The organism is Photobacterium sp. SP02, assembly GCF_038519165.1.
Lineage (GTDB): Bacteria > Pseudomonadota > Gammaproteobacteria > Enterobacterales > Vibrionaceae > Photobacterium > Photobacterium halotolerans.
Window position 1 is genome coordinate 45,882 of the sequence record NZ_JASJOJ010000011.1, and the last position, 26,219, is coordinate 72,100.

The 26,219-nt window shown below is 49.5% G+C and carries 19 protein-coding genes; 6 read left to right on the forward strand and 13 right to left on the reverse strand.

Translation table 11 applies throughout. From position 1 onward, the window contains the following. Nucleotides 1-317: 317 nt before the first annotated feature. Complete coding sequence (locus P0Y67_RS07275; RefSeq protein WP_342391346.1) at nt 318-3,029, forward strand: bifunctional acetate--CoA ligase family protein/GNAT family N-acetyltransferase; 2,712 nt, start codon at nt 318-320, stop codon at nt 3,027-3,029. A gap of 131 nt (nt 3,030-3,160) precedes the next feature. On the opposite strand, the gene P0Y67_RS07280 is transcribed toward P0Y67_RS07275, so the two are convergent. The 6 genes from P0Y67_RS07280 to P0Y67_RS07305 all read right to left on the reverse strand — a co-directional run bounded on the left by P0Y67_RS07280 (nt 3,161) and on the right by P0Y67_RS07305 (nt 10,340). Then, entirely contained in the window at nt 3,161-4,054 is an 894-nt protein-coding gene (locus tag P0Y67_RS07280; protein WP_342391348.1) for a LysR family transcriptional regulator, read from the reverse strand. Nucleotides 4,055-4,151: 97 nt separating this feature from the next. Further along, entirely contained in the window at nt 4,152-5,330 is a 1,179-nt protein-coding gene (locus P0Y67_RS07285; RefSeq protein WP_342391349.1) for an ABC transporter permease, read from the reverse strand. Further along, nucleotides 5,327-6,478, reverse strand: a complete 1,152-nt coding sequence (locus P0Y67_RS07290; RefSeq protein ID WP_342391350.1) for an ABC transporter permease — start codon at nt 6,476-6,478, stop codon at nt 5,327-5,329. Before P0Y67_RS07290 ends, P0Y67_RS07285 begins: the two co-directional genes overlap by 4 nt. 1 nt (nt 6,479) lies before the next feature. Continuing rightward, on the reverse strand, nt 6,480-7,457 hold the full coding sequence (locus P0Y67_RS07295; RefSeq protein ID WP_342391351.1) for an HlyD family secretion protein: 978 nt from the start codon (nt 7,455-7,457) through the stop codon (nt 6,480-6,482). 1 nt (nt 7,458) lies between these two features. Continuing rightward, nucleotides 7,459-8,889 (reverse strand): TolC family protein, encoded by a 1,431-nt coding sequence (locus tag P0Y67_RS07300; RefSeq protein ID WP_342391353.1) that lies wholly within the window; start codon nt 8,887-8,889, stop codon nt 7,459-7,461. A gap of 173 nt (nt 8,890-9,062) precedes the next feature. Further along, a complete protein-coding gene (locus tag P0Y67_RS07305) occupies nt 9,063-10,340 on the reverse strand; it encodes an NRAMP family divalent metal transporter (RefSeq protein ID WP_342391354.1) in 1,278 nt (425 codons plus the stop codon). Between the two features lie 356 nt (nt 10,341-10,696). Here P0Y67_RS07305 and P0Y67_RS07310 point away from each other — a divergent pair, with 356 nt between their 5' ends. From P0Y67_RS07310 to P0Y67_RS07325, 4 genes are all read left to right on the forward strand, one after another. Beyond that, nucleotides 10,697-14,095, forward strand: coding sequence for an intermembrane phospholipid transport protein YdbH family protein (locus P0Y67_RS07310; protein WP_342391355.1), 3,399 nt, complete (start codon nt 10,697-10,699; stop codon nt 14,093-14,095). Between the two features lie 47 nt (nt 14,096-14,142). Continuing rightward, complete coding sequence (locus P0Y67_RS07315; RefSeq protein WP_446728808.1) at nt 14,143-14,358, forward strand: YnbE family lipoprotein; 216 nt, start codon at nt 14,143-14,145, stop codon at nt 14,356-14,358. An 18-nt stretch (nt 14,359-14,376) separates the two neighbouring features. Continuing rightward, on the forward strand, nt 14,377-14,700 hold the full coding sequence (locus tag P0Y67_RS07320) for a YdbL family protein (RefSeq protein WP_027251338.1): 324 nt from the start codon (nt 14,377-14,379) through the stop codon (nt 14,698-14,700). Nucleotides 14,701-14,827: 127 nt separating this feature from the next. After that, entirely contained in the window at nt 14,828-15,781 is a 954-nt protein-coding gene (locus P0Y67_RS07325; RefSeq protein ID WP_342391356.1) for a YeiH family protein, read from the forward strand. Nucleotides 15,782-15,785: 4 nt separating this feature from the next. On the opposite strand, the gene P0Y67_RS07330 is transcribed toward P0Y67_RS07325, so the two are convergent. Beyond that, the gene (locus P0Y67_RS07330) at nt 15,786-15,980 is read right to left on the reverse strand and encodes a hypothetical protein (RefSeq protein ID WP_161446550.1); all 195 of its coding nucleotides are present in this window, start codon (nt 15,978-15,980) and stop codon (nt 15,786-15,788) included. Between the two features lie 220 nt (nt 15,981-16,200). Between P0Y67_RS07330 and P0Y67_RS07335 the strand changes: the two genes are divergently transcribed. After that, on the forward strand, nt 16,201-17,136 hold the full coding sequence (locus P0Y67_RS07335) for a universal stress protein (RefSeq protein ID WP_342391357.1): 936 nt from the start codon (nt 16,201-16,203) through the stop codon (nt 17,134-17,136). A 97-nt stretch (nt 17,137-17,233) separates the two neighbouring features. Here the strand turns inward: P0Y67_RS07335 and P0Y67_RS07340 are convergent, their stop codons facing one another. The 6 genes from P0Y67_RS07340 to P0Y67_RS07365 form a co-directional block, all read right to left on the reverse strand. After that, on the reverse strand, nt 17,234-19,774 hold the full coding sequence (locus tag P0Y67_RS07340) for an Ig-like domain-containing protein (protein ID WP_342391358.1): 2,541 nt from the start codon (nt 19,772-19,774) through the stop codon (nt 17,234-17,236). Nucleotides 19,775-20,053: 279 nt separating this feature from the next. Then, complete coding sequence (locus tag P0Y67_RS07345) at nt 20,054-21,025, reverse strand: calcium/sodium antiporter (protein WP_342391359.1); 972 nt, start codon at nt 21,023-21,025, stop codon at nt 20,054-20,056. Nucleotides 21,026-21,364: 339 nt separating this feature from the next. Further along, complete coding sequence (locus tag P0Y67_RS07350; RefSeq protein ID WP_342391360.1) at nt 21,365-23,212, reverse strand: Lnb N-terminal periplasmic domain-containing protein; 1,848 nt, start codon at nt 23,210-23,212, stop codon at nt 21,365-21,367. Nucleotides 23,213-23,331: 119 nt separating this feature from the next. Then, nucleotides 23,332-23,814, reverse strand: a complete 483-nt coding sequence (locus tag P0Y67_RS07355; RefSeq protein ID WP_027251347.1) for a DUF3015 domain-containing protein — start codon at nt 23,812-23,814, stop codon at nt 23,332-23,334. 228 nt (nt 23,815-24,042) lie between these two features. Beyond that, the gene (locus P0Y67_RS07360) at nt 24,043-24,804 is read right to left on the reverse strand and encodes a slipin family protein (protein WP_342391361.1); all 762 of its coding nucleotides are present in this window, start codon (nt 24,802-24,804) and stop codon (nt 24,043-24,045) included. 3 nt (nt 24,805-24,807) lie between these two features. Further along, entirely contained in the window at nt 24,808-26,202 is a 1,395-nt protein-coding gene (locus P0Y67_RS07365; RefSeq protein ID WP_342391362.1) for an NfeD family protein, read from the reverse strand. Between the last annotated feature and the right edge of the window lie 17 nt (nt 26,203-26,219).

Genomic DNA, 26,219 nt, shown 5'->3' on the forward strand with positions numbered 1-26,219 from the left:
AAGATTCTGCACCCCGACCTGATGCCAATCAAGCTTGCATCACTCTGTATGCGATAGAATTGGCGTTACGTCACAGGTTCAAAGTTATATCAATAATAGATTGATTTTTTATGTAAATTCCAGTTTTTAATGAAATTGTGCAATATAAAAATACTAAGAATGAAGCACGGCACCTTCTTCTTTTTCAAACAATGTCGAATGGGTTCCATTACACTCACAGCAGTGAATGAAAAGCTACCCCATCATGCAACCAAGCGAGAAAAATGATTGTCTGTCGCTGAGTGTTAATTCTTTACGAAATACTGAGAGAAAATGCCATGAAAGGACTCGAGTCACTACTGAAGCCACGTTCTGTCGCCATTATCGGCGCATCGGATAACCCCAAGCGTGCCGGTTATGTGGTTATCAAAAACCTGCTGTCTGGTAACTTTCATGGGCCCATCATGCCAGTGACCCCCAAGTATGACGCAGTTGCAGGAGTGTTAGCCTATCCAGACATCGATAGCCTGCCTCGCGTACCTGACCTGGCCGTTTTATGCACCAATGGTGACAGAAACGTCAGTATTATCGATCAGTTAGGCCGTAAAGGCGTCAAACTGGCCATAGTGTTAGCGGCAGGAATGAACGTAGAACCCGATAGTGACGGTGTCACAGAAGATGTGCGCATGCATGAAACCGCCAGACAGTACGGGATGCGGCTGATCGGCCCAAACAGCATGGGGATGATCTTACCCTGGCATAATCTTAATGCGTCTTTCTCACCGGTTTCCGCCAACAAAGGTAATATTGCCTTCATTTCACAGTCTGCGGCGGTCTGTACCACCATTCTGGACTGGGCCAAGAATAAGAATATTGGCTTTTCGACCTTTATCTCGCTGGGCGATACCTGCGATATTGGTTTTGCTGAACTGTTAGATACCTTGTGTCGTGACAGCAAAACACAGGCTATCTTGCTGTATATCGACTCAATACGTGATGCCCGGCGCTTCATGTCTGCCGCACGAGCAGCAGCACGAACCCGGCGCATACTGGTGCTGAAAAGTGGCCGGACGAAAATTGGCAGCGCCGCTGCTCACCTTCACACCGGAGGAGAAATCGGCCTGGATGCCGTCTATGATGCCGCCATCAAACGATCGGGGATGCTGCGGGTGCACAACACCCATGATCTGTTTGCAGCGGTGGAAACGCTGGCTCACGCTGTGCCTTTGCGGGGCGAACGTTTGGCGATTCTGACCAATGGTGGCGGGCCTGCGATTATGGCCGTCGATGCCCTCAGTGAACGAGGCGGGAAACTCGCGACACTGAGCCAGGAGACTATCGCTAAACTTTCTGCTGTATTACCGGCCAGCTGGTCTCAATCTAACCCGATTGATATCGTCGGGGATGCCGATATCGCCCGTTATGAAGCGGCCACCAAGATTCTGTTAGACAGCGACGATTTCGATGCCCTGCTCATTATGCACTCTCCTTCTGCCATTGCACCGAGCAAAGAGACCGCAGAGCACATGGTCAAGGTGCTTCAGCAGCACCCCCGCACCCTGCATTTCAACATCCTCAGTAACTGGGCCGGAGAGAATCAGGCATTAAAAGCCAGACAAGTTTTCACACAGTCCGGCTTTCCGGCTTATCGTACACCGGAAAGTGCTGTCACTGCCTTCATGCACCTGGTCGAGTACCGTCGCAATCAGAAACAGCTGATGGAAACCCCGTCCTCTTTCGGTGAGACCCAGAGCAACCCTGGGTTGGTGCATCAATTATTGGATCAGTTACTCGATCAGAAAATCCATCATCTGGAAACACATGAAGTACGCCCGGTGCTGGAAAGCTATGGTTTTCATACTCTCCCGACCTGGATTGCGTCTGATCCCGCTGAAGCCGCGCATATTGCCGAGCAGATTGGCTATCCGGTTGCCGTCAAATTGCGCTCTCCTGATATCCGCCATAAATCAGAAGTGCATGGTGTCATGTTGCATCTGCGAACGGCAGCCGAAGTTGCCAATGCCTCCCAGGCGATTCTGGATCGTGTTTCCTACAATTTTCCGAAAGCCCGCATTGACGGCTTGCTGGTGCAGCGCATGGCCAACCGTTCCGGTGCACAGGAATTACGCATTGCTGTTCACACCGATCCCGTGTTCGGGCCTGTTATTCTTGTTGGTGATGAAGCCGCAGAGTGGGATATCCATCGTGATGCTGCCGTCGCTATTCCGCCGCTCAATATGGCGCTGGCGCGATACCTTGTCATCAATGCCCTGAAGACAGGAAAAATTAAGCAGCGCAGCTTGCCGGATCGGCTGGATATCCCTGCACTTTGCAAATTACTGGTTAAGCTGTCGCAGCTGATCATTGATTGCCCGGAGATCATTGAACTGGATATACACCCCTTGCTGGCAGCGGGTAAAGACATGACAGTGATCGATGCTTCCATGACCATTCACCCCTTTGATGGCGATACACAACGAAGGCTGGCCATTCGGCCTTACCCGAAAGAGCTGGAAATTTACACCTCGCTGAAAGACGGCTCGCCGATATTACTTCGTCCGATTCGCCCGGAAGATGAACCCGGCCATAAAGCCTTCATTGCGCAGGTTTCACATGATGACCTGTACAGCCGTTTTTTCTCCGAAGTCGGTGAATTCAATCACGAAGCCCTGGCGAATCTCACTCAGATTGATTACGACCGTGAGATGGCCTTTATTGCGGTGCAGCTTGCGCCTGATTCACACACCGAAACCGACATTATTGGTGTCAGCCGTGCGGTTTCTGATCCCAACAACGAAGAAGCAGAGTTTGCGGTCTTGGTTCGCTCTGATCTCAAAGGGCAAGGGCTGGGGAGTATCTTGCTCAATACCATAATTCAATATTGTAAGCAGCGGGGTTTACAGCGGTTGACCGGGATAACCATGCCCAATAACCAGGGAATGTTGTCACTTGCCAGAAAAAGCGGCTTTCAGGTAGAGATTCATTTTGAAGATAAAACGGCGGAGCTTCTGTTGGTGTTGCAAGACGACAACCAGCCTGAGCGCGGTTAAATAATCATCGCCTCGATAGGCGCTGGTTTCGAGGTGACAATAAAAAGGCTGACCATAAACCAAAGGTCAGCCTGCTTTTTCATGGCTTATTGAGTTAACGAGCGGGTCGAATAACGAGGACACAACGTGCGTCAGTTCAGGTGCTTTTTCCATAACTGTTCAAGCTGTTTGATCGCCCAGGTTTTTGCCTTACCCATGCGGCTGCGATTCCAGGCCAGGACCAGTTCAAACTCCCTGACAGGATTATCCCCCACCATGGCCAGCTTTCCCGTTGCTAAATCATCCTGAATGAAAAAACTGGGGATTGTCGCGACACCAAGGCCGGCACGTAACGCATTCAACTTGTCATTCATGCTGGACACTGTGAGTAATGGCTGCTCTTCAAGAATATTGTGTGTGATCGGCGGCAGATTCCGTGCGGTATCTGCAACCGCTATGCCTCGGTATTGCTGACGAATAACAGGATCAAGCGGGTTATCATGTTGATGAATAGGGTGATCCGGGTGAGCAACCCAGACGATATCCATTTTGCCAAGAGGCTGAATTTTCACTTCCGGTGGCGCGACACTTGGCGGCGGAGCAATCAAAATATCGGCTCTGTCCTGCGCGAGCGCTTCCCAGCATCCGGCCAGAATTTCTTCACGAAACTTCAGGCGGGTCTTACTTTTCTTCGCCAGTGCATCAATCAGCGGAAACATCAGATCGAGCTTAATCAAACCGTCGTAGGCAATCGTGAGATCTAATTCCCAGCCGTGTGCCAGCGCTGTTGCATCCGAGACCATTTCATCGGCCGCGGATAATAATAATCGCCCCCGGTCCAGCAACAGCCGGCCAGCTTTGGTAAACGCGGCTTTATGACCGGAACGGTCGAAGATCACCAGATCCAGATCCTGTTCCAGTTTCTGAACCTGGTAGCTCAGGGAAGATGGCGCTCGGCCGAGTTCTTCTGAGGCCGCAGCAAAACTGCCGCGACGCTCAATCGCATCTAAAACCATCAATGCTTCAAAGGATAATAACCGGTTCACTTTCAATCCCTGTGCCTATACAGCCATTAATTATGTGGCTGTTTTAACACATTCATCTGAAAATGCCTATCTGTGCATACCGCTCTATGCATCAGGTTCAAACTGTTGCGGAAGCCTGAGAAAGCCGTCCTCGACGGCGGCGATTTCTGTATACCAAGCCTAAAGCAACCAGCGAATACAAAACAGCCAGCCCACAAAGCTGAAACCACCAGGCGCTAATCTGGCTAAAACTCGCTCCCATCTGATTTAACCGCAGGAACCCGTTAATCGCCGGCGTAGAAGGTACCCATTGTGCCAGCCAGTAAACCGGAGCCGGCAGTGCGGATACGGGCCATACGAAACCTGCCGAGAAAACCAAAGGCAGTGAGCTGAGCAGCACGATAACCGTAGCCAGTTCTTTACGGGGGATCAGCTCACCAATGACGATGCCTAACGCTGTTACTGAGATCAGAAACGGCAGTGTCAGCATCAGCATATCGCCGATTGCAGCCTGACGACTGATACCGTAATACTCAAAACTCAGCCCAAAGTAGTAAGCAGTCAGAGGCAGATAGATAACAGTAAACAAGCAGATACGTGTGAAAATCATTCGCCAGGGTGAACAGGCGTGCCAGTAACCCGGCACTCTGGAGCGATGCATTTCATTCTGAGCCGCCCCAACTAATGCAGAGCCAATCAGCAGTGTCTGATGGAGTATCAGTACGAACACGGCAGGAACAACGTAATTGATATAACCCATGGTCGGGTTAAATACCGGACGCATATTCAGTTTCAGCGACGCGTACTTTTCGGAAGCTAACGCCAGGTTCTCGCCTTCAAGAATCATACGGGCCACTTTTGCTTCAGCGCTGAGCGTTCCTGTGGCTGTCGCCAGCCCTTCAACAACAGTACCGTAAACAAGAAACAGCGCCGCATCACCGGCGAAAGAGACTGTCGGGCTGGTACCAAGCAGGAGATCCCGGTAAAAGTGCTCAGGGATCACTAGCATCCCTTTCACCTCTTGTGCCTGAATCCAGTGTTTTGCTTCTTCAATACTGGCGGCTGTTTTCGTCACGGCCACCTGAGGTGTTGCATCAACCATGCGGATCAGCGCCCGGCTGACCGCACTGTTATCCAGGTTGACAACCGCAATCTGCTGCTCGCGCGGAAGCTGGTTTGAATAAGGCAGCGGGTAAATAAGCGAATACATTAAAACGCCGCCAAACACGGTGAATATAATCGCAGGGTTCGTGAACACCGCTTTCAATTCACTCAGAAATAATTGACGCCAGCTCATACACCGCCCTCCAGCTGGCGTTTGCGCCAGACCAGCATTTTCAGCATGGCCAGTGCCATTGCCAGCAGAAATACCGCAAGCGCCATCATCTGAGGCATAGCTTGCTGTAAACCCGTACCGTAATTCACCTGCTGCACCTGAATTTCAATGTAATGACTGACAGGCAACAGCGCCCGCCAGCCTGTCGCAATGGCTGGCATGTCTGTCGCGGGAAAGGTAATCCCCATGAAAGCAAACGCCGGTGCTGAAAACCCGGCCACAAAACTCATTGCCCGGGTGACATCCATCGCAAGAAAAAAGAACAGCACGGCCACACTCTGGCAAGCAATGACCATCAAACACTGCGCCACCAGCAAAATGCTCCAGCTACCGTGCATTGGCCAGCCCAGCAGCGAATACATGCCCCACAGAAACAACACACCCTGCAGAATAAACACCGCCGCATAAGGTATAAGCTTGGCGACGAGTTGCTGCACCGGATGTTGCCCCAGCCAGGCCAGTAATCCCTGCCGCCGCTGCTCTGCTGCCAGTGCCATGACAGTCGTGGCAATGATAAATATCTGCCACATGGCAGGAATAGCCGCCGAGACCAGAAACTGCCCATAGTGCGAGTTACTGTTAAATAACGGGGTTATCTGATTGCGGACTGGCAAGGCCTGCCCCAGCGCCTGTAGCGGTACTGGCGTGCCAGACACCATATTACTTACCGTATCTATACTGGCGGCATAGGTTGTCTGCGCCGACACGAAAGCGCTGTTTATCAGCTTGGCAATCAAAATAAACTGGGCGTTATAAAACACAGTCACAGAAGGAGAGCGCCCGAGCAATGTGTCTTTTTCCAGAGAATCAGGAATCACCACCAGCGCATAAATCTCACCGTTCCGCATTAACGCTGTGCCTTCTTCCACCTCGCTCAATTGTCGGGCAACCGACAAGGTCGGGCTGGCATCGTAGTATTGGATCAATCCGCGGGACAGACGGCTGTGATCCAGATCGACCACACCGACGGGCAGATCGCGGGCGATCCCTTGCGAGAATATCCACCACATCAGAACAAACAGACTTAAAGGCAAAAAGAACAGCATCGCCTTCAGCCAGGGTTCCTGACGTATGAGCCGCCACTCTCGCTGCATTGTGTTTAACCACATATCAGCGTTCTACCAACACACTCATACCGACACGCAATCCGTCAACGGGCTGCAACGGACGCGCTTCAACTTCAAAAGTGCGCATATCGAATCCTTGCTGGGTATCCGTTGCCCGCCATGTCGCAAAATCCCCCATGACGGAAACATGCGTCACAGTAAACGGGATCGCTTGATCCCCCAATGCCGGCACCTTAGCTTCAAATTGAGTGCCCTTGGCAAAATCGGCCAGCCTGTCTTCACGGACATGAAACACCGCCCAGGCATCGTCCATATCTATGATACTGACCACCGGAAACCCTTGTGGTGCTAATTCGCCACCATGAAGCAGGATCTGACTGACTTCGCCATCATGCCAGCTGGAGATTTTTGTATCCGCCGCATAGGCTTCGACTTCTGCGACAGCCCCGGCAGCCATACGCTCTTTTTCCTGTGCAGCGCGTTTGGTTTCTTCCCGCGCCCCTTCTTTGGCCATTTCAAACATCTGATAAGCCGCTTGCTCTGTATAGCGGGCCGCCTGCCATTGCGTGTAAGCTTCATCCCTTTTTTGCTCTGCGACAACGCCGTCGCGATAAAGATTGTTTATCCGTCGGTAGGTTTTTTCTCCCAGTGCCGATGCCGCTTTGGCTTTTTGCCACTGATCGCTGGCAGCCGCAACTTCCTGAGCACGTGCGCCATTTTGCGCTTCGTCAGCAAGAGCCCCAGCCGCCTGCTGACTGGCTTTCGCCTGCTCGAGCTTGGCATCAATTTCAGGACTCAGTAAGGTAAAGATCAATTGCCCTTCGGTGACTTTATCCCCTTTACGCACCAGTACCTGATCGATACGCCCGGCGACTTTTGAGGAGATATTGTATTGCTGAGCTTCAATCTGGCCCTGTAGTCGCTCAGCATTCGGCTGATAAGCGTTCCAGAACCGGTATCCCAACCAAGCGACCAGCACAACAGCCGGTAATACGACGGCAAGAGTTTTTAGCTTACTCATTTCAGTTAACCTTAAGTCCATTGTAATTTTCATATTGGTTGAAGGTATTGATATCACCGCTGACAGCCAGTAGTCGGGACAATGCTGTGACATAGTGATAAGCCGCTGCCAGGCGCTGCGTTTTTACACTTGCCAGATACAATTCGGCATCGACGACATCCAGAGAGGTCGACAGGCCCTGACTAAAGGCTTTCTCACGTAACACCACACTTTCCTCGGCCAGTGCGATACTGGAAGCCAAGCCGTCATATTCTTCCAGTGCCTGCGAAGCTTCCCGGTATGTTTTCTCCACCAGCACGCTCAGATCCTGCTCTGCCTGTGCGCGCAGGTAATTCACCTGTGTCATTGCACTGTGAGCCGCTTTTACCTTGTCTGAACGGCCTGAAGAGTCGAGTAGCGGTATACTGACGCCAACACCCACAGCCCAGTCTGGCGTTGTTTTTGCTGCGAGCGTGTCTTCTTCATAAAGGTTGTAATTACCGTACAGAAAAACCTCAGGGTAGTATTTGCCCTTTTCCGCATCTAACGCGCCATTGGCCTGCTTTTTCTTGGCATCAAGAATATGAAGACCGGGATAATCATTAAGGGTTTTATCTATAAAGGTGGTCATTGCCGGTAGTCCTTCATTGACGAACAAAGACGTTGAAGGCAATGCGGGGGTTTGTAATTTAAGTAGCCGTGTCAGGGCAACTTGTGCAATTTCCAGATCGCGCTGGGCTTTAAGGCGCTCAACGCGGGCTTTATCAAAAGACGACTGTGCCTGTAAACGTTCGACTTTGGCTATCTGTCCTTGCGATTCTAACTTCAGGGCATTTTTATAATGCTTTTCCAATCCACGTTCCGCTTCCTGACGCGTGTCCAGCACTTGCTGCGCTAACACCACACCAAAATAATAGGTCGACAGGTCTTCAAATTTGGCATGCTCTTTCATCTCAAGCATGTATCTGGCTTCCTGGGTTTTTCCTTTGGCGATGTCCTGCGCCGCCATCACTCTTCCCCCGAGAAATACCGGCCAGATAGCGCGAACGGAACTGGTCAGAATATCTCTGTCGGTCAGTTGTGAGGTGAACATTTTATCGAACTGCCCCGGTGTCATCCCCATCAGTTGGGCCAGACCACCTAAACTGTTTGCCTGACTACGCCCGGCCGGGGTGCTCGCAATCAAATCTGAAGGTGCTATCTCGATAGGACCGTCCAGATAGGTATAGTTGGCGGACACAGTCACTCTGGGTAACGACAGTGCTTTAGACGCCTCTTGCAGGTATGCGGCCTTTTCTACGTTGCTCTTTTCTGCCGCCAGTTCATCGCTATTGTTTCGGACAATTCGCCACGCATCGTCAAAACTGACAGTCGCTGCTTTCACCGGCAAACACACGGAACTTATCAGCAGCGCCAGGGTGATGGGTTTAGCCAGAGTCGGCCTTACATTCATCATATATCCTTAATGACCTCAAGAATGACTGCTCATATTAGAGCAAATACTCTATTTGACAAGCTTCAATGAAATATTTATTTACATCCAGATCACAAGATATTGTTTTAAAAGCATAACAAAAGAAAAAGCCCTCGGTTGAGGGCTTTGACACTTGATTTCAAGAATGTGGCTTACATCAACCATTTCCACCAAATAAAGATGGCCAGAAAACCGTAAAGATAAGTTAAACCCGCCCATGACAGCAGTTTCATTGATTTGGTCAGTTTCAAATCTTCTGGCAATGATGCTGTAGACACCAAGCGATAGTTCAAATAGGCAAAGACAGGTGTCGTCATGAAGGCCAGGATCATGGCAAAGTCCATCATTGGCATCAGTGCTGAGGTGAAGAACAAAATGATCGCCATCGCAAACACACTGACAACAATCATCCATGCATTAATATAGCTGTTTTGCTCCAGTGGTTTTTTCTGGATAACCAGTTGTGCTTCAGCAAGTGCGCGCGAATAACCATCAATAACGGTAATTGTACTGCCAAAAATACAGAAGAAAGCGATCACCGCGATCAGGTAACGAGACCACTCACCTATGGTCGACGCATACATGCTCACTAACTGATGAGAGAACCCGATTCCTGACGCTTTCAGTTCGGTTCCCGTTCCATACAACACCAAAGCACCCAACGAAAGAAACACAACCGCCAGAATTGCCGTGCCAATGTAGCCTACGTTGAAATCAAACAGTGCCGAACGCGTTGTCACTGTTTGCTCTTTACGCTGACTTTTCAGCCAGAGTGATGTCAGGCATGAAATTTCAATCGGCGCCGGCATCCAACCCATCATCACGACAATGAACCCGAAAGACGCCAGGGTCCAGGCAGAAGGTCCCTGATAGTCGGCGGGCGCGGCACTGCCATTACCTGCAGCTATCACAACCGCAGAAATGGTCGCAATTACCAACACTGACATAATGACTTTTGACAATCCGTCCAGCGCTTTATAGTGACCAGCCATCAATATGGCCAGACATGCGACAAGCACAATGGCAGAAAGAACCGGCAGAGGTAAATTGCCCGGCATAAAATAACCCAGCAGGCTTGCACTGAACAGCAACAGCGCTGCTGTATTCACAATACCGGATAGCAGATTAAGCCCAGAAAATACCCAAAGATAGCCGCGCCCTAATTGGTCGTAACCTTCTACCAGGCTTTTGCCTGTTCCCATAGTGTATTGAATACCGGCCCTGAAAAATGGGTATTTAAAAAGGTTTACCAGCAAAATGATCGCGGCCAGTTGCCAGCCGTATATGGCCCCGGCTTTGGTTGATGCCACCAAGTGTGACCCGCCAACCGCGGCCGACGCCATCATGATCCCGGGACCTAACGATTTGATTAATTGCTTGATGCCACTTCCCTGTCTGGATTGCGGCGGGATAGATACTGTGTCTGACATTCGATACGTCCTGTGTAGTTTTTTATAGTAATGAGCTTCTTTGTCTCAGGTTTAAATCAGTTGTGCAATCCCCTGCTCATACTGAAATAAGTGTGAAACACTAAAAAGTGGCGATACCAAGCACATGTCTCTATTCCTGATATTATTTACATCAGTAAATGTCAGTAACCTTAATAAAAAAACGATAAAAAAATATGCCTGTTTCATAACACTTGTACACTATTCCTTTACGGCGCTGAGAATAAGCCTGCTCTCCATAAAATCATGATTTACCCCAAATATTCCACACTCCCACTCACTTAGGCTTATGCTTGTAAAGAAAGCACCATAGGTTTTTCATACTCGCTTGAGCCTTTATGCCAACAGCTAAACATAATGACAGCGCACAAGCTTCTTCTTCACCAGGTATTCTTCGCCGGATTCGACGGAGCCTGCTATGGGTCTTTGTATTCGCCACCTGCGCCTTAGCCACTTTAGCCGTAGGTGTGACTTTCTGGCTAGCCGGTGAAGGGATTCAATTAGGATCTGTTTCTGGCATCAGCCTGTCGCAGCAAGGCCTCTCGGTTAAAAAACTAAGTATCAAGATCAAAGATAATGAGTTTGTGCTGAATAACGTTTTGCTGTTGCACCGCTACGCTGGAGAACAACAGCCGAACATGCCGGACTCCCCTCAGGACTCTCTTGCTGCCGGCTGGTTAGTTCAGGCCGACAGGCTGACAGTCGTGATTCCGCCGGCACTGCGCAAGGCTTTACTTGAAAATGGGCTCAGCGCTGACATCGCTACTTTCGATAAGGTAAAGCTGCTGACGCAGGGAGCACTGACCGAAGGACGGTTCGTTATTACTGCCGCTCTTGCTGATGCAATACTGGCTACGCCATCATCGGAAGCAGCCTATCAGCAGTCTTTACATAACATCAGTATTGGCGTCACAACAACACCGAAACTCCAGCTCAGTGGTACGATCGGGCGTGGCGATATTCAGCCGCCGTTGGCCGCTTTCATCAAAGATGGCGATCGCAAAGATAACTTCCGCAACGATAATCAGCTCAAGAATAGTTACCCCGTCACGTTCAAGGCACTTTCTTTTGCCTTATTGCCGGCAGAGGATGGCACGCAGCCCTTTTCGGTCTCTATTGATCACATTGCGCCAGTAATTGCGCCAGTAACAGCAGCGTCAGATCAGTCTGAACCGGATGGGGTTCACCAGTTATCCCTGGCTGTCGATTTATTATCGCCGCTGAACTCACTCGATCTGCGCATTAAAACGTTACACTGGGATCCTGCGCCATTCCTGTCTCAACAACAGGCCTCAGCATCAACCGACTTTCCCCACCTCGGGCACATCACTCGCCTGCTGTTTCAGGCTCCGGTTAAACACATTGAAGTCGCCTCAATGACAATCGTCGATTACTTGTCGCAGACCAGATTTGCTTTTCAGCAAGAGACAGAAAACACACGATTTGAATTAGAGGGAAAGGTGCAAACTGCCAAAAATACGTTATTACCTGTTACCAGCCACTTTATGGCTTCTGAAAACAAACCGGCTGTTTTTACTGTACAGCTCACTGATGCTGATCCAGCGAGTCCTCCTGGCGTTGATTTAGTCAGCTGTCATGCCAGCTGGCAATTGACGTCAGACATGCCGCAATCTCTCAACTGCAAAAGTGACAACGTCACCAAAGTGATAAATTATTTTGCCATCCAGTCCATAGTGCTGCCTGATCCGAATCAACAACAGGCTGCCTTTGTGGCAAAACTGACAGAAACTAATCAACCCCAAAAAAAGCAACTAAAGAAAAGTCGACCTGAGAAAAGGCAACCAGAGAGAAAAGATCACCAGCCTGATTCAGCCTCTGAGCCAGATTCGCTCTCGCCGGTTTGGCATTATGCGATTGAGATAAGAGCACCCGCCAGCATTCAATTCAGCTTACCCCGCTCACATCAGCACAGCGGGCCAAACGATTATAGTGCCATCGCGTTAAACCATGACGGTATCTGGAGTTGGGCCCTGTCGCTTGATCAGCAACAGGCACAGTTAAGGTTAATAAGCCCGGAGCAGTTAGACATAGGCGTTGACAGCCCGGCAGCGCGGGGACAAATTGTGATACACAGCCTCTCTTGCCAAGTATCGCTAACCATACCGGACCAGCAGACACAAAGCGCTTGGCCTCAATGCCGCAGCACCAATACGCTTACCGCGCAGGCACCTCTTCTTGAACTCGACCCACTCAACATCAGTCATCTGCAGTTATTACAGCGCATCGACATACAAAGCACTGGCAACGCACTCAAACTGAATCTGGAAAACACCCGGCTCAGCGCAGAAACGATCGTCTTGCCTGACTATGCTGCTCAAAAACAAAACCGCTTAAGTCAGGTACGCATAGATATACCCGACACAGCCATTCAGCTGGACAATCTCTTTTCACCAGCATCAGCGAAGTCACCCCAACTGTGGCTGCTCAATGTCGGAGAAGCACCGGCCACACTGAATGCGGCATTCAGCAGCTTACGCACTATGACTACAGACACTAAGCCGAGAAAGGATCAAGGTTCTCTCCCCGTACAGCAATTTGACGGTAATCTCACGATCACGTTAAACGGGCTAAGGGCAGAGAAAAACGCTCAGGCATGGAAACTGGCCAGCGATTATTCGACACAACTGGCGCTTAATGTGAATAACCAGGCGCTGCCTGTCATCCGCAACCAGGGTAAATTGACACTCAATTCAGACGCACTCGCAATAACCGGCCTGCTTAGTACCGCGCAAAGTCAGCCATGGTTAGATTTTTCATTCACTCAGGAGTGGAAAAGTCATATCAGCCGTATTCAGATAGCACAAAAGCCCATTTCTTTTTCCGCAAAACAGAGCCTGCAAAAGTACTACCTCGCGCCGCTGCCTGTCAGTGCTGATCTGCATAATGGCAGCGTGAGTCTCCGCGCCGATCTGAAATATAAGAATGCTCTCTGGTCTGGCACGCTGGATATCTTCACAACACATTTAAGCGGGCATATCAAAGACACCCACTTTGCCGATCTGAATGTGTCATTGACCAGCCAGGTGACCAACAATGCGGTACGGAGCCGTCAACCGCTGACTGTTCACGCCAGTTGGCTCCACTTCGGCACCTTGTTTCAGGACGTCACAGCCAGCTTTCATTTCAACACAGATGAGCCTCTCTATACGCTGCACAGAGCAACCGCCAAGGTGCTTGGTGGTCAGCTAAGTACCCGCAACGTAGTGAGCCATTCTTTGACCAATATTGACGTGATTCCCTTGCGTATCCAGAGTCTCAATCTTAAGAAATTAATGGATTTATTTAACCCCGAAGATGTTGAGTTAACGGGGGCCCTGGATGGATTACTGCCGATCCGCATTGTGAACGGAAATCCCGTCATTGAAAAAGGTGCTTTATTTTCAAGAAGTCCGGGTGGCGTTCTGAGATATAAAGAAGGGGCAAGTATCGATGATAACGTCAGAGCCGGAGGCGAAAATAGCCTCAAAGTGATCACCAGGATTCTCAGAAATTATCAATACGACTCTCTTGCGGTTGATATAGACTATTCCAAAGAGGGTCAATTAAATGCTAGTGCCAGGTTCAAAGGCCGGAATCCTCACTTTCAGAATGGAAGACCGGTCAACATCAATCTGAACATTGAAGACGATATACCAGCACTGATCAAAACGCTCAACACGATAAATACTTCTCAGTTTGAGCGGATTTTTGTGAAGCAGCTTGGTCTTGAAAATTAGACTTTTGCGCTGAATTTATTGCAAATGACTTGAAAAGGTCGACGCCCATGGATATTCAGTTTAAGTATTACTGTATGACAGGCTGTTTCGCAGTGATATTCTTATTAATGACTTCTGGTTTGGTCGGATGCACGCCTACTGTACAGGTTGCGGCGTCTGACAAGCCGATAGAAGTTAATCTGAACGTGAAAATTGAACATGAAATCAGGATTAAAGTGGATAAGGAAATCGATGATCTTTTCAGTGACGATGATGTCTTCTGACAAGGCGGAGCGCCTGTTATGAAACGCATACTGACTTACCTGGCAATGTTGCTGTTTTGCGCACATGCATTCGCGCTCGATTTACAACAAGCGAAAGCACAAGGCTTAGTCGGTGAAGCAAACAATGGCTACATAGCCGCTTTGGCACCGTCACCTTCAGCGGAAGTGCGCCAGCTGATTCAAACCGTAAACAGTGAACGAAAAGAAAGTTACCAGCGTATCGCCGTATCACACGGTCTGACATTGCCCGAAGTAAGCCGACTCGCGTACAAAAAAGCGATAGAAAAAACCGAAAGCGGCCATTTTTATCAAAGCCCAAGCGGCCTGTGGGTCAAAAAGTAAGCGTGATTTCAGCACACCATTCAGTCACCCCGAACAGATAACACGCCTTAATGACTGAAATTTTCAGTCATATTCACTACCAAGAAGAGGTATACTTCAGCTCTCATTTTCTGTGTGCTGTAGAAAGATGCTGTTCCAACCTGCCTTACTGAAACAACAGTTAACGCGCTATCCACTTTTCTGGCTTAGTGCGCTGATTTGCCTGATGCCATTCATCAACTCCCCGGTGGCGCTGATTCTGGGTTTCTCGCTCGCCACCTTAGGACTTGTCCCTGCCGATATTCCTGTCGCTGCCATCACAAAGAAATTGCTGTCGATGGCGATCATCGGTCTGGGGTTTGGCATTCAGCTTGATGTTGCGATTGCAGCGAGCAAGGCCGGTTTAGGGCTCATTGTGGCGTCCATTGTCGTGACTTTAGCCATGGGATGGTTACTCACCCGATGGCTGAAGATAGACAGCAAAACAGGACATCTGATTGCTTCCGGCACAGCAATTTGCGGCGGTAGCGCAATCGCGGCAGTTTCTCCGGCAATAGGCGCTAACAGCCATCAGACCTCGCTGGCACTGGCGACGGTTTTCATACTGAACTCAGCAGCACTCTTCTTGTTTCCCTCTGTTGGCCATCTGCTGGATATGACGCAACATGAGTTTGGTGTCTGGGCTGCCATTGCCATTCATGACACCTCCTCAGTGGTGGGCGCTGCCGGGGCTTATGGCGACGAGGCGTTAAAAACAGCTACCACGCTCAAATTAGCCAGAGCCTTGTGGATTATCCCGCTCGCGTTTATCAGTGCTCTGATGTTTCGGGGGAAAAAGAAAAAGCTCACCGTGCCAATGTTCATCGTCTTCTATTGTATTGCCATGCTGACGGCACACTGGCTTCCCCAATTCTCTGAGCTGTATCAGGGGATATTCGCCCTCTCGAAACGCCTGTTGGTGGTGTGCTTATTTATGATTGGGGCGGGAATTACAGTACAGAAACTGCGTGCGGCCGGTTTCAAACCGCTGTTATTGGGTGTGATGCTGTGGTTAATTATTGGCCTTGGTTCACTGCTTGCTATATTGCTCGGGGCCGTCTGATGACTTAGTCGGTATCCCATTGCGGTGCCGATTCTTGTTCGCTGCTGCGTCTTTTTCCAGACCAGGCTCTTGTGGCAACCTGATAAAAAAGCAGCGAAAAAGCCATCAGGCTCAGCAAAGCGCTCCAGCCGCCCGTTGTCACTGTTGCGCCTAATGTCAGCAGCAATACCAGTGCTACCCATTTCTTTGTCTTTTCCATCTGAGTCATTACTGCTTTTATCTTTCCTGACGCTCATTATTGTTTAAGCACCACTGCAGATAAAAATACCTAATCACACTAAGAAAGCAGGTTTCGTTATAACCATAAGTAGTTAAAGCACAATTTTTATACCGTCGGTTATTATCAACCAGATGCACTCAACCCCGGTACTTTGGTCTAGGCTAACAATACACCTCTGTAAGCACCGGAGATCATGCTTATGCGTCGATTTGAAAACTTGCTCTTTATCAGTGATGGTGTGCAGGATGAATTGGATGGATTGAAGCAGGCGCTAAGCCTGTCACAGGCTCACCACTGCACCCTGACTGTGCTGATTATTTATCCTGAATTGCCTGAGTCACTGGGTAATTATCAGGGAAATTGGGAACAAGCACTCATTGAAAACACGAAACTGCAGCTTGCGCAGGCAAAATCAGCATTGTCTCTGTCTGAACAATCTGTGATGCCGATCATTCTGGCGGAAAGCAGCAAAAAACCCTCCACACTTATTATTCAGCATGTACTCAGAGACAACTATGACATGGTGATCAAATCCGCCAGTTTCAATCAGTGTGAAACTGGATTGAAAGCGATTGATATGGAATTACTCCGGCAGTGCCCCTGCCCGGTCTGGCTATGCCGTCCCATTACGCATGCGCAGAAGAAGGTCCATGTTGCCGTTGCTATTGATGCTGAAAACGATAGCAGAGAAGAAACAGATCTGGATCTGATGCTGCTCCAGTTGTCCCGATCACTGGCAGACAACTGTGACGGCAGCCTGAACATCATTTCCTGCTGGGATTTCCCGTACGAAGAAATTGCCGGCAACCCGTTTATTCATGTGCCTGAGCAAGAACTTCAGCAATCCATCAAAGAGGCGGAACAAAAACATATTCATGGACTGAAAGCGCTGATCACGCTATCTGGTATTGGCGGACCAGTGAAAGAATTCCACCCCAAAGGTCTTCCGCAGAAGTGCATCCCGGCCATCATTGAAAGCGAAGGCATTGAGTTGCTGATTATGGGAACAGTTGCCAGATCGGGCATACCCGGATTTATTATGGGAAATACTGCCGAAGACATTATCCAGAACACTAAATGCTCCATTCTGGCCCTCAAACCCAAAGGGTTTGTGACGGACGTAAAAGCTTACTAAACAAACATTGCCGGTATAGAGAACGAGTCAGGTAGACAACAAACAATACGGGCTGCCAGCGGCAGCCCGTATTTCATTTAAAGCCATAAGGCATATGTTACTGCGCGTTCATCGCATCCAGCTTGGCACCTACCGGGCCGGAGAAGTTATAACCGTCGTGTTTATCCCAGTTAATTGACCAGGTCATGACCCCGGCATAATTGCTGTAATTAAACGCCGGAACCACAGTCTGGCAATGCGTACCGACAGTCAGGCAGTCTAACGCATCCAGAATATTCTGAGTCGGCGCCTGACCTGAGTTGGCAGAGCTGGGCCCGGACGGCAGACCTATGGCGACCTGATCATCACGCAGTGGCGCAAACTGCTCGCCATTGGCTAACGTGAATCCTTCGATCAACATTTTGGACTGTGCCACCATCATGTCCACCGAGCCTTCTGGCGCCGCACCTGACAGATATGGGTTTGGCAAACCACCATTGTTATATAACTGCACATGCAGCAGATCCAAGGTATCGCGCAGTGCATTAATCAATGGAATGTAAGCGCCCCAGATACCGGAATACGCCACCATACCTCCCTGCACATACGGATGTTCAGGAGCCATGGTCAGGTACATGTCACCGCCCATATTCGCTTCAATCTGCTTCAGCGCACGAGGCAGACGGGCCTGAATCTGAGAGCCGTGAACCAGATTGGAGCCGCTTTCAAGGTCAATGTCCAGCCCGTCAAATCCCCATTCGTTGATCAGCGCAGTCAGGCTGCTGACAAAATGCTGCTCATCGGAATCCGTATTGAGGGTAATGGTTCCTTCGGCGCCACCAAGAGACAAGACAAATTTCTTACCCTGGGCCTGAAGTGCGGCCATGTCCTGTTTGAATTTCTGAGGATCCAGCGCCGGACAGCTGCTGTGCATATCACCACTGTACAGATTGAAATGGACAGTGCCCGTGCTGTTACGATCGTTCTCCGCAAAGGCAATATCGATGATATCCCATGCATCTGACATCTCGCTGAGGTTGATAGGACAACCCGCGCCATTGACAAAGTTATGCCAGTAACCAATCAGCTTATGGGTTTTGGCTGACTGCTGAAGCACCTTGACGGTCGAGGCGGCAGATGTAACGGCCAGTCCGGTTGCATCTGTTGCCCTCGCAGAGACTGTGTAATTACCCACAGCGCCTGGCGCCCAGTGGGTGCTGTATGGGGAGCTAGTGTCAGTGGCCATCACCGCACCATTGACCAGGAAATCAACACTGCTCACCGTGCTGTTCAGTGATGCTGCATCAGCAGACACAACAACAGCCTTTCCTAAGCCAACAGCAGTGCCGGATGATGGTGATGTCAGGGTGACAACCAATGGTTCGTCACTGACATTGACCAGAACGCCCGCACTGCCCTGATTGTCTTCATTATCTGTTGCCACAGCCGACAAACTGACAGACCCTGTTCCTGTCGCTGTCCATGTAACACTGTAGGGTGCTGACGTATCGATGCCTAAGCTTTGTCCAGCCGCAAAGAATTCCACTTGCGACACAGAGCCATCAGCATCTGTTGCATCGACAGATAGCGTGACAACGTCACCGTTCAGAACGGTCGCATTATCGGACGGAGAGCTAAAGGTGACAGTCGGCACAACCGCACATATTCCCTGCTCTGTCCAGGCATCGGTCCAATAAAGGCCGGTGCCCGGTTCGTAGGCCCAGGCCGATTCTGACGAACACCAGCCCGCCACATCACAGCTATATTTGTAATTTGCACTTTGAACCAGATCACCCACCTGATAACTGGTGCCAGCCTGATAGACAGGTACGCCAGCACAGCCGCCACCGGTAGCACCGGAAACCGCGACAGTAACCACTGAGCTCCAGGTCACCGCACCATTATCGTCTGTGGCTTTCGACTTAAATTCGTGGCTGCCCGCGGTGGCAGACCAGACAGATTCAAAGGGCGAAGAACTTGCTGTCCCCACCAGCTGGTCATCCACATAAAATTCAACGGAAGTCACTGTGCCATCCTGATCCGAGGCATCAGCGCTAATAGTGACAACGTCACCTTCCTTGATTTGTGATACGGTCGTCGGATTCGTCAGTGCCACACTAGGGGGTTGGTTGTTACCTTCGGCCACCACGGTGATAGTCACGGAATCGGTTCGGCTCGCCCCTTTATCATCGGCTGCCACGACGGTGACAGAATGACTACCTTCAACCGTATTCCACGGCACTGAATACGGGGCGGTATCATCAATGCCTATGGTATTGCCGTCCACTTTAAACGTGACGTCAATCACCTGACCATCTCTGTCCGCCGCATTGGCGGTCAAAGAAATCGCTTGGTTGACACCAAACTGAGCATTATTCAACGGTGACGTCAAAGTCACTGTCGGGGGCTGATTACCGTCTGGTGCATCACACACACCCAGCAAAGACCATTCTTCGTAGGGATCAGAATACTGAACGGGATCCTTATCCTGGCTCCACCAATTTGCCTGATAGGCATTATCAAGATGCTGTACTTGTGTCCCTCCGTTATATGGAGTTCCACTTGCCCAGACAGGCAAAGCTGTACAGTCAATCGCATAGGCCGATACTGGGCTCGCCAATACCAATGCAATTGCCGTATGAACGAGGGTTTTTCGCATTGTTAACGTCCTTATTCTCTCAAATGAAGGTTTTCCAAAGAGATACTTACTTGGTTCAGATAGAAAATTATCCAAACCAATCATGGACGACTTTTTAAGTAATGATAAATAAGACAGCAGAGAATTGAATACAATCCTCTGTGAACTCTCATTTTCAGTCCAATGCATACAAAATACAGGCAGTAAGACCGAAGAAAGATCACTTTTGACGGGAAAGTCGATAGAAGAAAAACCAAGGGGGCTTAATCGCCCCCTCTCTTTTTGCTGCCTGTAAAATAATCAGCCAGCTACAGTGCTGAATAAAAATAAGTTATAGGCGACGATGGCAATCAGTAGCAATAAACCTTCAAAGCGGTTGATGCGACCCGGTCCGCGGAAGCCCATGCACATCACAACCAGGGCAATGGTCAGTCCCATCATGACGGCCCAGTCACGGGCAAACACTTCAATGCCAATGCCGCTGATCGGAGAAATAACCCCAGCGATACCAATAACTGCCAGTATATTGAACATATTTGAACCAACAACATTACCAATAGCGATATCGTGTTCGCCTTTGCGTGCCGCAGCCACAGAAGCCGCCAGTTCAGGTAATGACGTCCCCAGAGCCACAATTGTCAGACCGATTATCAAATCACTGACACCAAGTGACTGAGCAATGCTCACTGCGCCCCAAACCAGAATTCGGGAGCTTACCACCAAAAGTACTAAACCGATTAGCAACCACATGACAGCTTTCTTTAACGGCATTGCATGTGCTTTCAGCTCGCTTTCGGTTTCTGCTTCCAGCGCATCGCCTTTACCTCTCAAAGCAGAATAAATAGACCAGCCAATCAAGCCAAAAAATCCAATCAGCAAGACAACCGCTTCAACGCGCGTCAGCTCACCATCCCAGAGCAGAATACCTGCGAGGATACCGATAAGGACAAGGAGCGGAAGCTCTTTTCTGATGATGTTTGAATGAACGGCAATAGGCGCGATGAGTGCCGTAATACCCAGAATCAGACCGATATTGACAATATTGGAACCAAGGGCATTCCCGAGCGCCAGATCCGGTTTACCGTCGATGGACGCCATGGCAGAGACAACCATTTCGGGCGCCGAAGTGCCAAAGCCCACGATAACCATGCCGATAAGCAATGGCGGCATACCCAGATGACCGGCACTGGCCGCAGCCCCGTCGACAAATTTATCTGCACTCCAGACTAGAAGAGCAAAACCCAGCAATATGGCGATTGATGCGGTGATCATATGTATGTACATCCCAATGTTTAGCAAAAAATGACGTTCAAAAATGAGTAAAAAAACAGGTTGTACGAACGTAGTTACTAGCACTGGAATCAAGCGGCGCCAAGAATAATGGGTTTACGGATTTTATGGTAGCAAAATTATCACATTACGCTGATAAATCTCACAGTCCGGCTCACTGCATACTGAGTGCAGAAACATGCGGTGAACAGTCAAAGAAGAACGAGCTGATTACCGGTAAAAACACCCTGCGGCAAACAACCGCAAGGCGTTATCACTATAGGCAATCACAGCAGACAGTCACAAATAGACAATCACAAATAGACAATCACAAATAGACAATCACAAATAGATAAAGAGTCGCAATGTGGAGGACAGCTCATCACGTTGCCACTGCTGATAGGTAACTTCGGTGCGTAATCCCAGCTGCTGGCTGAACGCCCAGTGCCAACTTGCCTGTGATTCCGTACGCCAGCGCATAGCATCCCACTGATACAACCCCTGGGCGGACAGGGCCAGTTTATGCTCTTCGTTAGCCTGCCAGACCAAGCCCGACTCCATCCCCAGCCCCAGCGACAGGTTCTCACCCTGAGCATCAAAATAGTTCAGCTCTGACGACACTAGCGCATAAGCGTGGAGACGGTTAGCATCTCCCCAGGATTTACCGTACCCGCCCTGCATGAAGTACCGGCCAGTCAAGCCGGTAGTATCTGGCTGCCGGTCGTAGCCGGCACGGATATTCCAGGATAAGGAATCAAATACCCGATAATCAGGCGCCAGTGACATGGCGTCGAGCAGATAAAGCTGGTTAAGATCCACATCGCCATCCTGGTCAACCCCTAGCTGCAGGTCGAAAAAGCTGATCTGTGCCCCCGGAATGTAACCGCCAGCGTTATCCAGTAAATCATGATAGGCCACTCGCCATTCCAGCAGCGCCTGATCGGCGCCATGATTGCTGTAGCGGTATCCCAATCCTAACCGGCTTGAATTGTGGCCTTCATCAGGCGATACGGCAGGCCTTGCGGGTTCAGAAAATGGCGATGAGGTATTCAGCTTGCTTCTGGCAATCAACAATTTCTGTAACTGAGGCGCAATGTCTTCCCGGGCGAGCGCCTGATCATAAAATTCAAAGTTGAGCCACTCATAAGCCATTTCCAGAATGGCGGCTCTTTCGCTCAGTGAACCTTCAGTCGGGTACTGGCCCGTCATGGCAGCCCGGGCGGCCAGCAGTTGTTGATCATCCAGTTGCTGAGCATAGTGCATTAAACGTGTACCAAAAGAGGCCCGGTATTTGGGAATTTCAATCAGTCCGTTTTCTCTGAGCACTTTGACTGTGTCTGATGGAATTGCCCGATAATCAAAACCGGATGTCAGATCCAGCCCTTCCCTGCCCGCTTCGAGCAGTGCCAGCAGCTGATAGGAACAATTCTCATCGATGAAATAGTAGTCAAATTCAACACCGTTCATTTCCCAGAGATGGCGCAGCACCTGCTGAACTTCTTCCTCGTCCAGATTTAGTGCATATTCCCAAATATCTCTTGATTCTAAATCGTTGTATTCACGCACTTTGCGATAATACGGCATGACACTGAACGTGCCGGGATAATTCCCGAACAGTCCTTTTGCCGCGTACAGAAACGCATTGTCATTGCTCTCTGGCGTGGCGGCAAAATTGATGGCAAAGGCCACTAATTCGCGGTTTCGATTCTGATCTTTGGCATCAACACGCAGCAAAGTATGCCCGAACATAGACGATGGGCTGTTCATAAATGCTGTCGGGAAGACCAGTGTCAGCCCCTTGGGATTCAGCGCCTGCTTCCAGAGGGTTTGCTCAGGGCAGACGGCTACTGGCCAATCTGTATGTAATTTTTGTTTTAACCAATGGAAACGGGCCGGATACCGGCAGCTCAAACTCTGATCATTGGGTGAGCTATCGGGCTGTTTCGCTTCGCGTTCAAACCCCTCGACGGTGGCATTAAGCTCGGCCAGAGGATCATCTTTTCCCTGCGGACTGACAAAGAAAGAAGGCGAATCGACCAGGCTTGTGAACGAGCCGGTCACTCCGGACTGATAATGCCCCAGGGTATGCCAATAATCAGAGGCGGAAAGATGCACCAGATCTTGCTGGGTATACGCAAAAGCTGTGCTGCTGAAAACGCTGAGAGGGAGCAGAGATAACCAGAACTTCATGAAAACATCGATGGGATCAAATAGGTTCAGTCAAGCGCGTTGAATGAACAAGGCACCAGATTAGAAAAAGATACAGCGCCCATTGGCGCTGTATCTGAGCGGTTCACACCTGTAATAAATTACAGAGCGTAAGCTGCCAGCGTATTCTGATCAGCAACCATAGTGTTCAGGTTAGCCAGAACATCTGCAGAAGTAACATTTTCAGAAGCGAAGATAGACGCATAGTTATTACGAGCAGTCGCGTTAAATTCCGCTTTTGCTTCTTCGCTCATGCCCCAAACGTCAGTCAGAGTTGCCAGCGTTTCACCTTCGCCACGTGCGATATCACGAGCCAGGTTATCCATGTTACCGTCGATAAACATAGCCAGTTTTTCTTGAGAAGTGATCACGCCGTTGCCGTCACAACCCAGTGTGCCGAAAGTGATACCGAAAGTTTGGTTACCTGAAGTACCGTTCGTTGTCGCACCCAGTACTTTAAATACTTTGCCTTCTTGGCCAGCGAAAACCATAGAGCCCAGGCCACAACCGATATCTTGGTCAGCCATTGCTTGAGAGAAAGGCATCATGCCCGCGAAAACTGCCACTGCAAATACTTTTTTCATTGTTATTCCTTAGACTTAATTAACACAAATTGCTTGCATCACTTTTATGCGTCCAAAATCATAACAACTTAAAGCTATATTTCAATTTATACAGGGCAAAAAGTTATTTGTTTACATTTTCTTAGCTCAAAATCCACTTTTTAAAAAATCCGCCCATTTTAGTTGAGTTAAAAATAACCAATCAGGGCGGAGTCGCTTAACGCAATATCGTTATTTTTGTTCAGAACTTCACTCATTATTCTTATTAACGATATTTTTGACTTTATCGACTAAGTCGATAGGCAAAGGGAATACTATGGTTGATGTCCTGTCATTGGCAATCTCAGTCAATGTCTGCAGATAACGAAGTTGTATCGCATTCGGGGCTTTATTCAGCACTTCGGCAGCCTCCATCAACTTTTTAGAGGCTTCCAGCTCACCCGTCGCATGAATAACTTTTGCACGACGTGAACGTTCGGCCTCAGCCTGGCGTGCTAATGCACGCACCATGCTGTCATCCAGATCGACATGCTTAATTTCAACATTGGCTATCTTGATGCCCCAGTTATCGGTGTGCATATCAAGAATGCCCTGCAAATCTTTATTCAGTTCATCTCTTGCCGACAGCAATTCATCCAGTTCATGCTGACCAAGCACTGATCGTAATGTTGTCTGGGATAGCTGGCTGGTGGCTTCAAGATAATTTTCGACATTGATGATCGCCATTTTGGGGTCAATCACCCGAAAGTAAACCACAGCGTTAACCTTAACCGATACATTATCTTTGGTGATCAGATCCTGTGTTGGCACATCCAGTACAATTGTTCTCAGGTCAACCCGAACCATTTGTTGAATGATTGGGATAATGATGATCAACCCAGGTCCTTTTACTTCATAAAAGCGCCCCAACAGAAAGACGACGGCACGCTCATACTCACGCAGTACTCTGAACATGCTGATAATCAGCACGAGTACCAGCACAACGATGGTTGCCAGGGAATACGTAATCATGGTTTATTCCTTCTCTTTGGCCGCAACATGCAAACACAAGCCTTCGACTTGCTTAACGACAATTTCCTGACCCACCCGCAATGGCGTATCACAACGGGCTTGCCAGATTTCACCTTCTACCAGCACCCGCCCCTCTCCGGGAAAGCCACTGACCACTTTACCGTGATCGCCAAGGAGCATTTCTACCCCGGTTGAAACAGGTTTACGGCGGGTTTTTAGCAATAAGGTAAGAATGACAAAAGTAAACAGCGCGGAAGTGGCAGTCAGACCCACAATCAAAGGGACGGCAATTTGATACCCTGGTTCTTCGGTATCCATCAACATGACAGACCCTATAACAAAGGAAACGATACCGCCCAAACCCAATATGCCAAAGCTGGGACTAAATGCCTCTGCCACCATCAGAATGATCCCCAGAAGAATCAATCCCAGTCCCGCATAACTGACGGGCAAAAGTTGAAGCGAATACATCGCCAGAATCAGGCAAATACCGCCGAGCACACCAGGTAAACCCACTCCGGGATTGTAAAATTCTAACAGTAAGCCATAGATGCCTATCAGCATGAGTATGTAGGCCACGTTCGGATTGGTAATGACAGCAAGAAACTTAAACCGCCAGTCCTGTTCGCGTTCTACGTACGCGACATTCTCCAGCGATAATGTCTGCTGTACCCCGTTAATAAGCACGGTACGGCCATTGATCTGATTAACCAGATCATCGAGATCTGTGGCCATAAAATCGATGACATTTTCTTTCAATGCCCCTTCGGCATCCAAGCTTGCCGCTTCCCGCACCGCTTTCTCTGCCCAGACTTCATTTCTGCCATGCAATTTAGCCAGGCTGGTGATATACGCTGCGGCATCATTAATCACTTTCTTCTCCATCGCTGTTTCAGCTTTTACTTCCTCACTTGGCTGTGTTCCTTGCTCTGATTGTTGAGCTGCGTCATCTTTCCCAGCCGATTCCTGCTCGTCTGAGTCATCAAAAGGATTGTCTTTTTTCCCGCCTGGCGATCCGCCTGTCAGGGACACAGGGGTAGCGGCACCGAGGTTTGTACCCGGTGCCATCGCAGCAATATGACTGGCATAGAGAATATACGTCCCGGCGCTTGCCGCTCTGGCTCCTGAGGGGCCAACCCAGGTGGCCACTGCAACCGGAGATGTTGTGATAGCGCGGATGATTTCCCGCATAGAGGTATCTAAACCGCCAGGTGTGTCCATTTTGAGCACGATAAGTGCAGCCTGTTCTTCATGGGCCTGGTTAATTTCACGCGATACAAAATCACTGACGGCAGGTCCGATCCCGCCGTTGATATCAATTAACCATACATCGGATGCCTGAGAACACATTGGCCAAAGCGCAGCCAGCCATAATGTCAGAATGGAAAACAGCTTCATGACGCATGCTCCCAGTA

Coding starts and splice junctions, on each gene's coding strand:
- P0Y67_RS07325 (WP_342391356.1), top strand. CDS start 14,828: ATGCTGTTCCAACCTGCCTTACTGAAACAACAGTTAACGCGCTATCCA.
- P0Y67_RS07335 (WP_342391357.1), top strand. CDS start 16,201: ATGCGTCGATTTGAAAACTTGCTCTTTATCAGTGATGGTGTGCAGGAT.
- P0Y67_RS07365 (WP_342391362.1), bottom strand. CDS start 26,202: ATGAAGCTGTTTTCCATTCTGACATTATGGCTGGCTGCGCTTTGGCCA.
- P0Y67_RS07340 (WP_342391358.1), bottom strand. CDS start 19,774: ATGCGAAAAACCCTCGTTCATACGGCAATTGCATTGGTATTGGCGAGC.
- P0Y67_RS07305 (WP_342391354.1), bottom strand. CDS start 10,340: ATGTCAGACACAGTATCTATCCCGCCGCAATCCAGACAGGGAAGTGGC.
- P0Y67_RS07350 (WP_342391360.1), bottom strand. CDS start 23,212: ATGAAGTTCTGGTTATCTCTGCTCCCTCTCAGCGTTTTCAGCAGCACA.
- P0Y67_RS07310 (WP_342391355.1), top strand. CDS start 10,697: ATGCCAACAGCTAAACATAATGACAGCGCACAAGCTTCTTCTTCACCA.
- P0Y67_RS07300 (WP_342391353.1), bottom strand. CDS start 8,889: ATGAATGTAAGGCCGACTCTGGCTAAACCCATCACCCTGGCGCTGCTG.
- P0Y67_RS07295 (WP_342391351.1), bottom strand. CDS start 7,457: ATGAGTAAGCTAAAAACTCTTGCCGTCGTATTACCGGCTGTTGTGCTG.
- P0Y67_RS07315 (WP_446728808.1), top strand. CDS start 14,143: ATGGATATTCAGTTTAAGTATTACTGTATGACAGGCTGTTTCGCAGTG.
- P0Y67_RS07275 (WP_342391346.1), top strand. CDS start 318: ATGAAAGGACTCGAGTCACTACTGAAGCCACGTTCTGTCGCCATTATC.
- P0Y67_RS07345 (WP_342391359.1), bottom strand. CDS start 21,025: ATGATCACCGCATCAATCGCCATATTGCTGGGTTTTGCTCTTCTAGTC.
- P0Y67_RS07320 (WP_027251338.1), top strand. CDS start 14,377: ATGAAACGCATACTGACTTACCTGGCAATGTTGCTGTTTTGCGCACAT.
- P0Y67_RS07290 (WP_342391350.1), bottom strand. CDS start 6,478: ATGTGGTTAAACACAATGCAGCGAGAGTGGCGGCTCATACGTCAGGAA.
- P0Y67_RS07330 (WP_161446550.1), bottom strand. CDS start 15,980: ATGGAAAAGACAAAGAAATGGGTAGCACTGGTATTGCTGCTGACATTA.
- P0Y67_RS07355 (WP_027251347.1), bottom strand. CDS start 23,814: ATGAAAAAAGTATTTGCAGTGGCAGTTTTCGCGGGCATGATGCCTTTC.
- P0Y67_RS07360 (WP_342391361.1), bottom strand. CDS start 24,804: ATGATTACGTATTCCCTGGCAACCATCGTTGTGCTGGTACTCGTGCTG.
- P0Y67_RS07285 (WP_342391349.1), bottom strand. CDS start 5,330: ATGAGCTGGCGTCAATTATTTCTGAGTGAATTGAAAGCGGTGTTCACG.